This is a genomic window from Nostoc sp. CCY0012, from assembly GCF_963920855.1.
Taxonomy (GTDB): domain Bacteria; phylum Cyanobacteriota; class Cyanobacteriia; order Cyanobacteriales; family Nostocaceae; genus Cyanocohniella.
Genome location: NZ_CAWUDM010000142.1, coordinates 1 through 12396, shown reverse-complemented (window position 1 = coordinate 12396; position 12396 = coordinate 1). Strand labels below are relative to the sequence as shown.

General features: G+C 39.8%; 13 protein-coding genes. 5 read left to right on the top strand and 8 right to left on the bottom strand.

The features are described from left to right. Positions 1-184: 184 nt before the first annotated feature. Positions 185-703 carry an acetolactate synthase small subunit gene (gene ilvN, locus ACM0OS_RS25995; RefSeq protein WP_414546064.1) on the bottom strand — a complete coding sequence of 173 codons (519 nt, stop codon included), beginning with the start codon at positions 701-703 and terminating at the stop codon, positions 185-187. A 280-nt stretch (positions 704-983) separates the two neighbouring features. On the opposite strand from ilvN, the gene ACM0OS_RS25990 reads away from it, so the two are divergent. Then, positions 984-1352 carry a BON domain-containing protein gene (locus ACM0OS_RS25990; protein ID WP_414546063.1) on the top strand — a complete coding sequence of 123 codons (369 nt, stop codon included), beginning with the start codon at positions 984-986 and terminating at the stop codon, positions 1350-1352. 187 nt (positions 1353-1539) lie between these two features. Here the strand turns inward: ACM0OS_RS25990 and ACM0OS_RS25985 are convergent, their stop codons facing one another. From ACM0OS_RS25985 to ACM0OS_RS25965, 5 genes are all read right to left on the bottom strand, one after another. Continuing rightward, a complete protein-coding gene (locus tag ACM0OS_RS25985; RefSeq protein WP_414546066.1) occupies positions 1540-2142 on the bottom strand; it encodes a hypothetical protein in 603 nt (200 codons plus the stop codon). Positions 2143-2186: 44 nt separating this feature from the next. Further along, positions 2187-3209, bottom strand: a complete 1023-nt coding sequence (locus ACM0OS_RS25980) for a glucokinase (protein ID WP_414546062.1) — start codon at positions 3207-3209, stop codon at positions 2187-2189. Positions 3210-3294: 85 nt separating this feature from the next. Next, entirely contained in the window at positions 3295-3942 is a 648-nt protein-coding gene (locus ACM0OS_RS25975) for a histidine phosphatase family protein (RefSeq protein WP_414546061.1), read from the bottom strand. Between the two features lie 165 nt (positions 3943-4107). Continuing rightward, the gene (locus ACM0OS_RS25970) at positions 4108-4788 is read right to left on the bottom strand and encodes an SAM-dependent methyltransferase (protein ID WP_414546060.1); all 681 of its coding nucleotides are present in this window, start codon (positions 4786-4788) and stop codon (positions 4108-4110) included. A 49-nt stretch (positions 4789-4837) separates the two neighbouring features. Continuing rightward, positions 4838-6052 carry an FAD-dependent oxidoreductase gene (locus ACM0OS_RS25965; protein ID WP_414546059.1) on the bottom strand — a complete coding sequence of 405 codons (1215 nt, stop codon included), beginning with the start codon at positions 6050-6052 and terminating at the stop codon, positions 4838-4840. A gap of 235 nt (positions 6053-6287) precedes the next feature. Between ACM0OS_RS25965 and ACM0OS_RS25960 the strand changes: the two genes are divergently transcribed. From ACM0OS_RS25960 to ACM0OS_RS25945, 4 genes are all read left to right on the top strand, one after another. Further along, on the top strand, positions 6288-7055 hold the full coding sequence (locus ACM0OS_RS25960; protein WP_414546058.1) for a pentapeptide repeat-containing protein: 768 nt from the start codon (positions 6288-6290) through the stop codon (positions 7053-7055). Positions 7056-7267: 212 nt separating this feature from the next. Then, the gene (locus ACM0OS_RS25955; protein ID WP_414546057.1) at positions 7268-8764 is read left to right on the top strand and encodes a pentapeptide repeat-containing protein; all 1497 of its coding nucleotides are present in this window, start codon (positions 7268-7270) and stop codon (positions 8762-8764) included. Between the two features lie 356 nt (positions 8765-9120). After that, entirely contained in the window at positions 9121-9495 is a 375-nt protein-coding gene (locus tag ACM0OS_RS25950; protein WP_414546056.1) for a hypothetical protein, read from the top strand. Continuing rightward, entirely contained in the window at positions 9479-9613 is a 135-nt protein-coding gene (locus tag ACM0OS_RS25945) for a hypothetical protein (protein WP_414546055.1), read from the top strand. Before ACM0OS_RS25950 ends, ACM0OS_RS25945 begins: the two co-directional genes overlap by 17 nt. Here ACM0OS_RS25945 and ACM0OS_RS25940 read toward each other — a convergent pair. Both ACM0OS_RS25940 and ACM0OS_RS25935 read right to left on the bottom strand, forming a co-directional pair. Continuing rightward, complete coding sequence (locus ACM0OS_RS25940; protein WP_414546054.1) at positions 9587-10720, bottom strand: CO2 hydration protein; 1134 nt, start codon at positions 10718-10720, stop codon at positions 9587-9589. The genes ACM0OS_RS25945 and ACM0OS_RS25940 overlap by 27 nt on opposite strands. 125 nt (positions 10721-10845) lie before the next feature. After that, complete coding sequence (locus ACM0OS_RS25935) at positions 10846-12357, bottom strand: NADH-quinone oxidoreductase subunit M (protein ID WP_414546065.1); 1512 nt, start codon at positions 12355-12357, stop codon at positions 10846-10848. Between the last annotated feature and the right edge of the window lie 39 nt (positions 12358-12396).

Below are 12396 nucleotides of genomic sequence, written 5' to 3'. Positions count from 1 at the left end.
CTCAACACACATAAGTGTTGGGGCTTTTGTTTTTTCTATTTATGGATTTTGATTTCCCAGAATTTCATCAATAGTTTAACCCCCGCTACTAATCTATAAACAGTGTGTTGATGCAAAAATCCCACGCTTGTTCATGAACATTCGTGGGAGTCTTAACATCTCTGTTGCTTCAAGTATATTTTGACTAAACCTTAGCTTCTAAAGACTTAAGCAACTCAGTATTCACACCAGACTCGCGAGTGAGGGCAATTTTGCCAGTACGAGCTATTTCCCTTAGACCAAATTTTTGTAACACTTGGACGATCGCTACCATTTTACCAGGATCTCCTACAACTTCTAGAGTCAGAGAATCTTCTGCCACATCGACCACTCGCGCCCGAAAAATCTGCGCTAATTCGACCACTTCTGAGCGGTTGCTACTAGTAGCATTCACTTTCAGCAGCATTAATTCTCGCTCTACGCAAGGAGTTTCGGTAATATCCTGTACCTTAAGGACATTGACCAATTTGTATAGTTGCTTGGTAAGTTGCTCAATCACGCGATCATCACCAGGTACAATCATCGTAATTCGAGAAACTCCGCCTTGTTCGGCTGGGCCAACAGCAAGGCTTTCTATATTGAAGCCGCGACGCGCAAATAAACTAGAAATGCGGGATAGAACACCCGCCTCATCTTCTACTAGAACTGAAAGGGTATGTTTCATCTTCGCCAAAACAGGCTCAGGTAGTATGTTACTAATATAAAAACTAGTAAATCACTGCCTTACACGTACTGCTCTAAATTGCTAAATTATGGTCTAAGTTTCTATTTTAAACTTAATACCTGCATTCATTACAAACTTTCAAGAAAAGTTATGAACAAATCATACTGAAAGTATAAGTTTGTGTGAGTGCATATCTTTTCGTCGACAGATGCGCGTTATTTCTAAAGCTTTTATTCTACAGATGTGATGAGTATTTCATGAAACTAGGAGAAAAGTTAGTATGAGTTGGTTAAAAAGACTATTTGGATTAAACAAACCCAAAAATGCACAAGTTAATCCTCAACCGCAGCCAGTACCACAAGCTTCTACTACTAGTACTGCGCCTGCTGCTACGCAATCAATTCCACCAGAACGTTTAGGATTGAACGGAGAATACGACCAAAGTGGTTTAGCCAAGCGAGTAGCATTAGCTTTTGATGAAGACCCACAACTGGATGATGTTAGTACCCTTTGGGTTGCTCAAACAAGCAGTACTGTGGTTCTAAAAGGACAAGTTCCCAACCAAACAGTTCTCAATAAGATGATTTCTGTAGCGCGCTCAGTTCATGGCGCTACAAATGTGGATACTAACCAGGTGACTGTGGGTTAAGTACGTTAAGTTCCCAAAGCCTTCATTTTAGAAGACAATCGGATGTTGGTTGCTGCTAGAGAAAAGATAGCCTTGGTGGAATGAAGTTATTAGGTATTGATAACAGTTCCTAATTAGATGAGGTACACCTAATCTCTAGCCTCTAGCATCAACCAGATATACCTCATAAAAAGAGAAATGCTTTATCTCACTTTTTCAAAACCACGTGGAAGGAATTTAAATATCCGGTAATGGTTCTAGTTAAAGTCTGTTGTTGTTTTCTACTAGTAATGGCCATTACTTGATACAAACGTCCCTCAGCAACGTACATCCGGCTTCTGGTAATTTTTCCACCTGTGTTGACATACACTATTTCTTTGCCAGGATGACCATTAGAACTGCGAATGTCACGCTGACTAATTAAGTTACTTTTCGTAGTTTTTAAAGCCATATCCCTAGCATTATTGAGTATTGTTTGGGGATTGGTTATTTGTCCGTAACTGTAAGGAAAGTCATTATAAACAACCACATAGGCAACTTCTTGCTTTGGCGGTTGGGCAACAAACATTTCTAAATTAATTTCCCCCATGTAGGTTTTTTGGGTTTCACTATTTCTCTCTGGCTGGCCTGGCATCAAAATAGAAAAGCGCCCGTCTGGGGGCGTGAAAGATTTCCATTTTGGCTGTACGGGTTGAGTAGCAGTTGGTTTGGCAACCGAAACTGGACGTTGGGGTTGACGTGCTTCGACTAGGACAGATCCACCACAAATCATAGTGGCGGTAATGAGTGGTAACAAGCCTCTAAAGGTCATAATTTTAGCCATCACAGATGCAGAATTACTGATGATGTCAGCTGTTATAACCTAGTAGCGCATAAGGCCGCACCAATTAACCCCACTTGTTGATTGAGAATAATATATACGGGTATTTCTTCCAGTAGGGGACGCATCCTACCTTTCTGGCTAAAGTTCAAAAGAAAACTACCGTTTTGCAGCAGTGGTAAGATTTTGGGTGCAATGCCACCAGCAATATATAAGCCGCCATAAGGTAAGAATTTTAGGGCGAGATTGCCAGCTTCTGCACCATAAATGTCTACAAATAATTGCAAAGTTTGTACCGATAGGCGATCGCTTCCTTGGATAGCTGCTCTACCTATGGCTGCACCAGGATCAACGCTTTTTTCATGTCCGGCTTCTTGTTCCCAGGTTCTGACTACTTGAGCAATTTCTGGTGATTCCGCGCCTATTTTGCGATCGCGTAAAAATTGGTAAATGGCTACAACTCCCTGTCCCGAAACCACTCTTTCCACCGAAACACGCTGAATATCATGTTTATCCAGTAGGTATTTTAATAGCTGAAATTCCAACTCGCTACGGGGGGCAAAATCGGCGTGGCCACCTTCGGAGGGAAAAACTTGATAGTAGTTGCCCTGTTTAATTAAAAATCCTTGTCCTAAACCAGTACCAGCACCAATAATGGCAATAGGTGCTTCGAGTTTGTGTTTGCCAGGTTGCAAAGTTAGCAAGTCTTGTTTATTTAACCCGAAAATGCCATAACCCACAGCCGCAAAGTCATTAATTAGGGAAATGGCTTCAATGCCTAATTCTTGTTGCAAACGTTGGGTATCTAGATACCAAGCTAAATTTGTGAGTTTGGCAGTATTATTTACCACTGGCCCGGCGATCGCAAAACAAGCTTTTTGTGGTACTGGTGTATTAGCTTTGACCAAAAACTGCTGCACTAACGGTACTAAATCAGGAAAATCCCCACTGCGGTAAGTTTCCTCATAAAGAGTACGTAATTCTAGTGAATCTGAAGCTTCCACCAGGCGCAAAATAGTTTTCGTACCGCCGATGTCTCCTGCTAGTAACAAGGTCATACAACTTAATTAGAGAATTAATTACTTTTTTTGTAGCTTAAACCCAGGATGCTACCAGTCATGATTTAAAATCCCAATTAAGGATTTAAGCAAATCGAATCACTTCCTCGATCTGTGTCAAATGAGAAGTATCCCCCTTTAGTTCTAGCAACCATTCAGGGCCTTGGCGCACGACTTTCACTAGGGAACATAAAGAAGCCTTCACCTCTGTTTTAGCAATTTCCCCTACTAGTCCCATTGCTGCCCCTAGAACAGATGCACCATGCGCTACCAGCAAGATATTCTGGGGATAGCATTCAGTAGCTAAACATCTCGCAGTTTGGGCAGAACGTTCTCGTACTTTTTCATGAGTTTCCGGATATTGCGCCGCGATTCTTGATGTGTAGCTAAGATCTATTCTGGGGAATAATTCTGCTAATGCTGGAATTGATAATCTTTCTGGTTCTTCTGACATCCAAGCGGGATTTAGCCACTCACTTAAACCTGTTTCTAGTTGAATGGGTAAATCGAGAACTTCGGCAACGGCGCTGGCAGTTTGTACAGTTCGCAGAAATGGCGAAGCAAAAATATGAGAAATTTTTTCTGTTTGCAAGCGTTGAGCTAACTGCTGGGCCTGCACCATGCCATCATCAGACAGAGGAGGATCATAACGTCGTTCTGCGGTGAGAAACCAATCAGGGTTTACGAAATCGAGGCGGTTGGCGTGTCTTGCGATCCAGACTATTTGATTCATAAGCTCAATTATTTAGGCGAATTACATTCGCATCTACATCAGAATATCTAGACTGAAAAACGGGGTTGCAAATCTAATATATTACGAAATGTGTAATGAATTGTAATATTTTAATTTATCTGCTCTCTATTCCTTATATCCACGAAAGAATTTAATTTTGCCTAACTACTTATTGATACACAACATTTGATTACCATGCTTTTGAAATTCATAAGGAACTTGCTGAATTTTTACTGAATATCCCCGCTGTTGTAATTCATTCATCACTGGTTGTAGCCAGGGAGATAATTCACTTGATAATGTTAATAAGGGAAAGACGCGTACTTCTTTAGCAACTCGGCACATCTCTACAATAGATGCTAAGTGAAATTTTACAGATAATTGCTCAGAATAAGTGAATAATAAATGAGAACACAAAGCTAAATCAAATTGATTCGATGCAAAAGATAAGACAGGTAATTCATCTTTTACATAACGCCCTTGATTAATCCCCAAGGGAAAATCTTGCAAAAATTTATTCATCGCCGTCATGCGAATTTCACCCATCATTTCTGGTGATGGAATATTCTGCCAAACATAGCATTCTTGATTAGCTGTGACACCTTGTATGACTGTTTCATAAGTATCTTGAATGCGTTGAAAAATTTCATCTACTGTGAATTTATAAACCGGATCACAGGAAATAACTTGATAGCCTTGAAGTGTCATTTCTACATTGAAACTAGCAGGTCCGCCAGCACAATCAAGAACATTTAAGTTGAGTTCTTCAGGAGTTAAATCAAACATCTGGATGTATTCCCGCATGGAACGTCCCCAGGGAATGACGCTTTCTAATTTAAAACCCATGAGTATAAACCTTGATCATTGACAACGCTTTTCATGTCCATAAAATACACTACTTTAGCCTAAGAGCCTCTAGCCCCTTGTCAAATTGTTCCATAAAGCGACGGTCAATCCTATCTTTCCAGCACCACACTAATGGGTGAGGTGGTGAAGTAAAAATTCCTTTGGTGGCGATCGCACGTTGATCGCCAGTACCAATTAAACTTAAATATTGTTGCTGTGGTCTATAGGGTTTCAGGGATTTGCCTAATAAAACCCTTTGCAAGTTCTCAAACAGTGGTTTACCTTGGCGAACAGCAAATACCCCAGCCTTAGGACGAGGATGATTAACCATTGTAGCAATGTCCCCCGCAGCAAATACCTCTGGGTGGGTTTGTGATTGTAATGTATCATTTACCAAAATAAAGTCGGCTTCATCAGTACCTAGTCCTGTACTTTTTAACCATTGAGGTGCTGATGCTTGTGTTACCCAAAAAATTTTATGACATTCTACGACTAACCCAGATTCACATTTAATATCAAATGTTTCTAATGTTTGATTAATATTTTTTTGTGGTGCAATTTGGCAGACACTTTCTCCTAAATATAAATTGATACCGCGATTAGTTAAAATTCTCTGAAATTGTCGTTGTACTGATTGATGATAATTAGGCAAAAGTACATCATGGCGCTGGAATAAATTAATTTTGATGTTATGAATTGGTTGTTTATTTTGTGCCAAAATCTGCTGTAAATGGGATTGCATCGACAATGCTAATTCCACCCCACCAGCACCACCTCCCACAATCGCAATACTCAGAGATTTTTGCTGGTTTTTGGAGAAATTCTCTAATAGCTGATACCAGTGTTCTAATAGTTGTGGTACTGGTTTAGCGGCAATTGCATATTCTGTGGCACCTGATACCGATATTGTGGCTGGAGTGCTACCAATATCAATAGATAAAACATCAAAATCTACGGCAGAACCATTAGCACAAATTACTTTGTGGTTTTTTAAATCCAGCCCCACTGCTCTATCAAGATATAACTGTGCTTGAGCAAATTTAGCCAATTTTTGTAAATCAATATGACACTCATCATGGCTATACAATCCTGCGATGTGTCCTGGTAACATCCCAGAGTAAGGAGTGTCTAAAGTTGGAGTAATCAAAGTCACACGTACTCCAGGGATCTGTTTCATCCCCCACATTTTTAATACAATGGCATGGCTGTGTCCGCCACCAATTAACACTAAATCTTTATTGAGAGACATTTTGTTTTGTTGCATATGTATATTCTTTTTTATAGATTTGCATGAGATAAATAGCCATTAATTCAAGAATATATAAAGTTAATGCATAAAATTATACTAATAACCAAAGATGATGATCTATCTCCATAAAAACAAGAGTTATATTTTCTATCTTCCCCAGAGAAAAAATCATTACATTTACTCATGATTAAATTTATCAATCTAGAGACAATAACATATATCAATAAAATAATCATAATTATTTGTATTTATGTTGACTGCAATTATTAACACTTATAACTCTGTAAAAAATCAGTTGGCTAATCATCAAATATCAGTAACAGAAATCTTGCCAAGGATAGATTATTACCAAAAAACAAGGGTGAATATTCCATTTCCGGATTGGCACCAGCGCTTAATTGCAGCTAGAGAAGCTCTGAATCATCAAAAAACAGATAACAAGCTAGCGATAATTTATGATTTAGAGGAAGTTGCTCTGGCTTGCCCTAAATATCATTGGCAAATTATGGAAATTCTGACTAATTTTGTCAGAAATAATACAATTTACATTAATCAAGTTGAGTGTGATAGCAATTTATTACCAAAAATTTCTCCAGAGATTCAAGGTGCTTTGACGGTTATTGGTAGAAGAGATACGACGCAAGACCAAGAAAACGAACTGCTGGATTTGAGTTACACAAATATACGGGGGGTTAATCTCAATCAAGCAAATTTACAACTTACAAATCTGTATCATGTGGATCTGTCCCAAGCTAATTTGACTGGGGTGAATTTGTCTGGAGCAGTTCTCAGTGCAGCAAATCTGGCTGGGGCTAGCCTCTGTGGTGCTAATCTTCAGGGGGCGATTCTCAGTGCAGCAAATCTGACTGGGGCTAACCTCTGTGGTGCTAATCTTCAGGGGGCAAATTTATATCTAGCAAATCTACAAGAGGCGACTCTCAAGGATGCTACACTCCAAGGGGCAAATCTCCGAGAAGCTAATTTAGCTTTGACTGATGTTAGGAGTGTTGATGCATAAAGCCCCTTTAGCGAACTGACAAGATTTATCTCCAAATAATCAACAATGTTGTATTTGATACTATTTTATGCAAAAAAGCATTATTAATTAAGTCTTGGGATGTATATTCAACAATTAAATTTTATGCTGGATATTCAAACTATCAGCTAAATGGTATACTTGTGTTCTCAATATCTAAGTAATAACTCTGTGTAGTAAGGAATATTACTGCTATGTCTGCTAATAAGACAGACACATTCTGGAGTTGGTTGATAGCTATAATAGTTGTATTTGTACTATCACTAACTTTAATTGCCTTTGTTTCGTCCTATTTTGAGGAATTAACAACTGCTCAACAAATACAGTACAGAAATCAGGTATTAACTAGTACTGCCATAATTTTTTTGGGATTGGCAATATTAATTAATGCCTATTATGCGGCTAAACGTGCGGATAATCTGCAAAAAAAGGCTTCAGCAGAAATCCTTCAATGGAGACTGGCTGCGGAAAAAAGTAATGAAATCAGCATTCAAAATTCCCAAATAACTCAAGACAAGATGCTGATCGAATGCTTTATGGGAGCTATTACCCAGTTAGGTCACGACAAGATTGAAACCCGAACAGGTGCAATTTATATCTTAGAAAGAGTCGCCCAGGATTTTCCCAAAGAACATTGGACAATTATGGAAATCCTGACGGCTTTTGTGCGAGAAAATGCTCCTATTCAACTTGAGGATGAGCAACAAAGACTGGAGTACCTACAGCCTAGTAACTTAGATAGGCCCAAAAGCGGGGTGTATCGTAAACAAAAGTTGGAATCGGACACCCGTAAAGCATTACCCAAAATTCGCCGGGATATTCAAGCTGCTTTGACTGTCATTGGTAGGCGCAATTCCTTAATAGAAGAGGACAATCAAAAGCTAGATTTACGGAATACAGACATCCGGCGAGCTGATTTGCTGGGTGCTAACTTAGAAAAAGCCGATCTGCGTGGCTCTAATTTGTGTGGAGCCGATTTGCGGGCCTCATTTTTATGTGGGGCTAACCTCGACGGTGCTAACTTGGCTGGCTGTATTCTTTATGAAGCCAACCTGCTAAAAGCAAATTTGAATCGAGCCAACTTATGTTGGGCAAATTTAAATCGAGCCAACCTCTCTAGCGCCAACCTCCGAGGAGCTAATCTTTTAGGTGCAAGTCTGCGTGCAGCCAACCTCTGTGGGGCCAACCTCTATAAAGCCAATTTGCAACAAGCAACATTAAAAGTTGCTAATCTCTCTGGAGCCAAATTGTTTTTGGCTAACTTGCAGTGGACAAAACTTGGTAAAGCTAATTTGCAACTTGCAGGTTTAATTGGGGCTAACCTCCAAGGCGCAAACCTAAATGGAGCAAACCTTTCTGGGGCTAACTTGAATGCTGCTAAACTCCAACAAACAGAAATCTTTTTTGCCAATCTCACTGAAGCTAGTTTTGCTGAAGCTGACTTAGATAAAGCCAACCTCATGGGGTCAGATTTACATCGGGCTAATCTCTATCAAGCTAATTTTTCTGGAACTAATCTGATGGGGGCTAACCTGTGTGATGCTAACTTTTGTGATGTCAAACTAGAAGGTGCAATTTTGACAGGGGCAAAAAATGTAGAATTACAGCAAATTAAGATGGCGTTAGGCGATCGCACAACTCGTCTACCTGATTATTTAGAAACTCCCATCGATTGGCGACAATCTGGATAATGGGACGTAGTATTTATTAACTCTTTGGGTGCATTTTTACCAATTTTTACAATTATTTCTTTACTCATACCTCACTTTAGTGAGAAATACTTTATTAACAATGCTCTTTAAGCTACTTATAAGAGAATTTAATAACTATGAACTTTTATTAATTAATTCATAAAGAAATCTAAGGAAACTGAGAAGGGATTCACTACCGATTATATAAAGAAAGTCTATAAAGGAGTGAATGGAAGTTAGATTAGCACTTTGTTTAGTCTGATGTAACTGATGGACTTAATTAAATTTCCGCGATTTTTTACCACGTAATTCAGTCTACATCAATTTCTTACTCTTTTGAATAATCAAGAAATTCTATGTATCAACCATATTTCTCGGCTGATGATTTGCCATCCCAAAAAACAATGCAAATTAGTGGAGTCTGGCTGAGTCAACTAGAAGAAGCAACCAAAAAATGCTTTTTCTTAACTTGCAAACGCCGGGTACGGACTTTATTGTCTAGTTGTCACTGGTATTTCAAAGTTAATAGTGGCATTCTGATGTTAGTTATGGTGTGCCATGACATTAATACTTATCAGCGAATTATGACTACTGTTCCTTATTTAGCTGACAAGTTAAAACTATTCGCTAACCAAGCAAAAATTAGTATCAGTTCTCCAGTTAATCAAGGTATTCCCTGGATGATCAACATAGATGAAATTGCTTCTGGAGAAGATGCGTCCAGTACATAAATATCATGGCTGTGACAAAAGTTTAAGCGATCGCATGGTCAGGCGATCGCCTTTGCTTTTTTATTCGGTGTGGAACTGTGGAAAAATTCAACTATTTATTTACTTCTTGCAATCTTGAAGTTTCCAACCTATCCATCCACTTTTGTAAATAGACCCGATTAGCAGTTTTTTCAGATTGATCTTGAGTATCCATAGGATAAGGCATCAGTCCCAAAATCGCTGCCGTAGTCACACAAAACATGGATTTTTGGAAACTTACGCAAATTTGCACTCGCAAATCATCTTCACCCCGAAGACTACGACGATAAACATTATGCAAATAATCTGGCAGATAATGACGCATATCTTGCATCAACAAGGTAGGAGGAATACCTGCACCACCTATAGGCAAAGGATCTGCATAAAGTGCGCCATACTGAAATCGGGCTTGGTCTGGGGAAATTTGATATGCTTGGGCATTGTATGAAACTGTACCGTGAAAAGGGGTTCCGCGAAAGAATACTGCCTCTACATAAGGTACGGCTGTATCGGCCAGGAAGGTCAAGCCCACTGATTTGGGAATAATATCGTATACTTTATCTTTAAGTTTGACACTATAGGTAATAGGCCTTAAAGCATCTGCCACCAAAGCTGCTTTGATATGATGGACAACTTGGGGAATAGTTTTGATTTCGCCTTGGTCGTAGCGGTCGGATAAACTCAAAAACATATCAGCCATTACCCGCCAAAACTGCCCCAAACCAGTGTAGTAGGCAGAGACACGCAACATTTCCGTTAAAAAGTCGGGAAATAGTTGATTCATTCCCATCATCATGGGATTATTTTGAAATTTTGCTTTAATAACCGCTTGCGCTCTTTCTTGAAATTCTGGTGTATCTAAATATTTATCTAACCCGCCGCCACCGTGCCACATCATGGCTTTCATACAATATTCGGCATATTCAAAATTGATTCTGTCATGCCACCAGTGACGTAATAATTTGGGAAAATTTATTTCGCCATTAAAGTATTTAAAAAAGGGAAAAAATACTAAAAATTGATTTTCTGCAATATATATAAGATTTTTAGAATAGGCATCTAAAACTACGCCATAGCTTTTTAGTATGCCCACAACTTCCAGTACGTTATCTGGATTGTCGGGAAGTAATGCACCACCATTTAGCAGTCTGTCAATATACTCAGCTAAAGGGTGATTAGCAGGTTTTTTTTTCTTCATAGTTACCATTAGACATCTCCAAAAATTATAGGTATTGGGTATTTATTTATAGAAAAATTTTTTCCTAGTCCCCACTCCCTACTCCCTACTCCCTACTCCCCACTCCCTACTCCCTACTCCCTACTCCCTACTCCCTACTCCCTACTCCCTACTCCCTTTGCTTTATCCAACGCCACCGCAACCACAACATTTTGGGTATTCACCATTGCTGTAATTGTCGGTTCAGTCCAACGTACTAACCAAGCGGGTTGGATGCCGTAAATTACAATCAATACTGCTAATATCATCGCAGGCAGGCGATCGCTCCAAAAGACACGGGGTAAGTTGGTGACTTGTGCTGACAACCGGCCAAAAAAGGCCCGATTCATCAAAATTAAGAAGTAAACCGCAGTTAAGCCTGTACCCAGCATAGATAACAATGTTTGCACTGGAAATACAGCAAAACTGCCACGGAACACGATAAATTCGGAAATAAACCCGACCATTCCGGGGATACCAGCGCTGGCCATTACGCCTAAAACCATTAAGCTACCAATTACTGGTAAACCTCGTTCTGGATTTAGTAGTCCTTGAATCACATCTAAATCACGGCTACCAGCTTTTTTGTAAACAACCCCCACCAGCAAAAATAGCAGCGCGGAAATCAAGCCGTGGCTAATCATTTGCATGACTGCACCCAAGGTACTTAAAGGCGTGGCCGCAGCCGCTGCTAACAGCACGTAACCCATGTGTCCAATGGAACTGTACGCCACCATTTTTTTCATATCGGTTTGGGCGATCGCACAGGATGAGCCAAATAGTACACTGACTACAGCCCAAGTTGCTAACCAAGGGGCTAAATAACCCCAAGCTTCCGGCAATAAGTTCATGCCAAATCGCAGTAAGCCATAAGTACCCAACTTCAACAACACCCCAGCCAAAAGTACAGAAATGGGTGTGGAAGCTTCTACGTGGGCATCTGGCAACCAAGTATGAAAGGGAACCAAGGGAATTTTAATGCCAAAACCGACTAAAATTCCTGCTAGCAATAACAGCTGTGTTGCCAAAGGCAGAGTTGTGGTATTTAAGGTGGTTAAGGAAAAGCTAGGAGAACCACTCAGCCACACCATACCCAGGAAACTTGCCAAAATTAAGATGCCGGAAAAAGCCGTATAAATGAGAAATTTCGTGGCTGCATAACCCCGTTTTTCACCACCCCAAATGGCAATCAACAAATACAGAGGTATTAATTCTAGTTCATAAAACAGGAAAAATAATAATAAATCCTGTGCTAGAAATGCTCCTGTCACACCCACACTTAACAGTAGTACCAAGGAATAATAAAACCTAGGACGTTGAAGAGATGAATCGCTACTATAAATGGCAATGCAGGTTAACAATCCATTCAAAAGTAATAACGGTAAAGATAAGCCATCTATTCCTAAATTGTAATTTAAGCCCAAAGAATCTACCCAGGGAATAAACTCACTAAACTGTTGACTAACTTCTCCTGGAGTGAACTTAATGGCTAATAAAACTGTCCACAAGAAAGTAATACTGGCAAACAGCAAAGCCACTCTCCGAGCCAGGTGACCACTAATATTAGAGGGCCAAAAACCGATTAAAGCTGCACCCAACAATGGCAGCAAAATTAACGCACTCAGCATAGACAGAACTAGGTAAGGGAAGGGGGCAGGGGGCAGGGG

Coding starts and splice junctions, on each gene's coding strand:
- ilvN (WP_414546064.1), bottom strand. CDS start 703: ATGAAACATACCCTTTCAGTTCTAGTAGAAGATGAGGCGGGTGTTCTA.
- ACM0OS_RS25990 (WP_414546063.1), top strand. CDS start 984: ATGAGTTGGTTAAAAAGACTATTTGGATTAAACAAACCCAAAAATGCA.
- ACM0OS_RS25985 (WP_414546066.1), bottom strand. CDS start 2,142: ATGACCTTTAGAGGCTTGTTACCACTCATTACCGCCACTATGATTTGT.
- ACM0OS_RS25980 (WP_414546062.1), bottom strand. CDS start 3,209: ATGACCTTGTTACTAGCAGGAGACATCGGCGGTACGAAAACTATTTTG.
- ACM0OS_RS25975 (WP_414546061.1), bottom strand. CDS start 3,942: ATGAATCAAATAGTCTGGATCGCAAGACACGCCAACCGCCTCGATTTC.
- ACM0OS_RS25970 (WP_414546060.1), bottom strand. CDS start 4,788: ATGGGTTTTAAATTAGAAAGCGTCATTCCCTGGGGACGTTCCATGCGG.
- ACM0OS_RS25965 (WP_414546059.1), bottom strand. CDS start 6,052: ATGCAACAAAACAAAATGTCTCTCAATAAAGATTTAGTGTTAATTGGT.
- ACM0OS_RS25960 (WP_414546058.1), top strand. CDS start 6,288: ATGTTGACTGCAATTATTAACACTTATAACTCTGTAAAAAATCAGTTG.
- ACM0OS_RS25955 (WP_414546057.1), top strand. CDS start 7,268: ATGTCTGCTAATAAGACAGACACATTCTGGAGTTGGTTGATAGCTATA.
- ACM0OS_RS25950 (WP_414546056.1), top strand. CDS start 9,121: ATGTATCAACCATATTTCTCGGCTGATGATTTGCCATCCCAAAAAACA.
- ACM0OS_RS25945 (WP_414546055.1), top strand. CDS start 9,479: ATGCGTCCAGTACATAAATATCATGGCTGTGACAAAAGTTTAAGCGAT.
- ACM0OS_RS25940 (WP_414546054.1), bottom strand. CDS start 10,720: ATGGTAACTATGAAGAAAAAAAAACCTGCTAATCACCCTTTAGCTGAG.
- ACM0OS_RS25935 (WP_414546065.1), bottom strand. CDS start 12,357: ATGCTGAGTGCGTTAATTTTGCTGCCATTGTTGGGTGCAGCTTTAATC.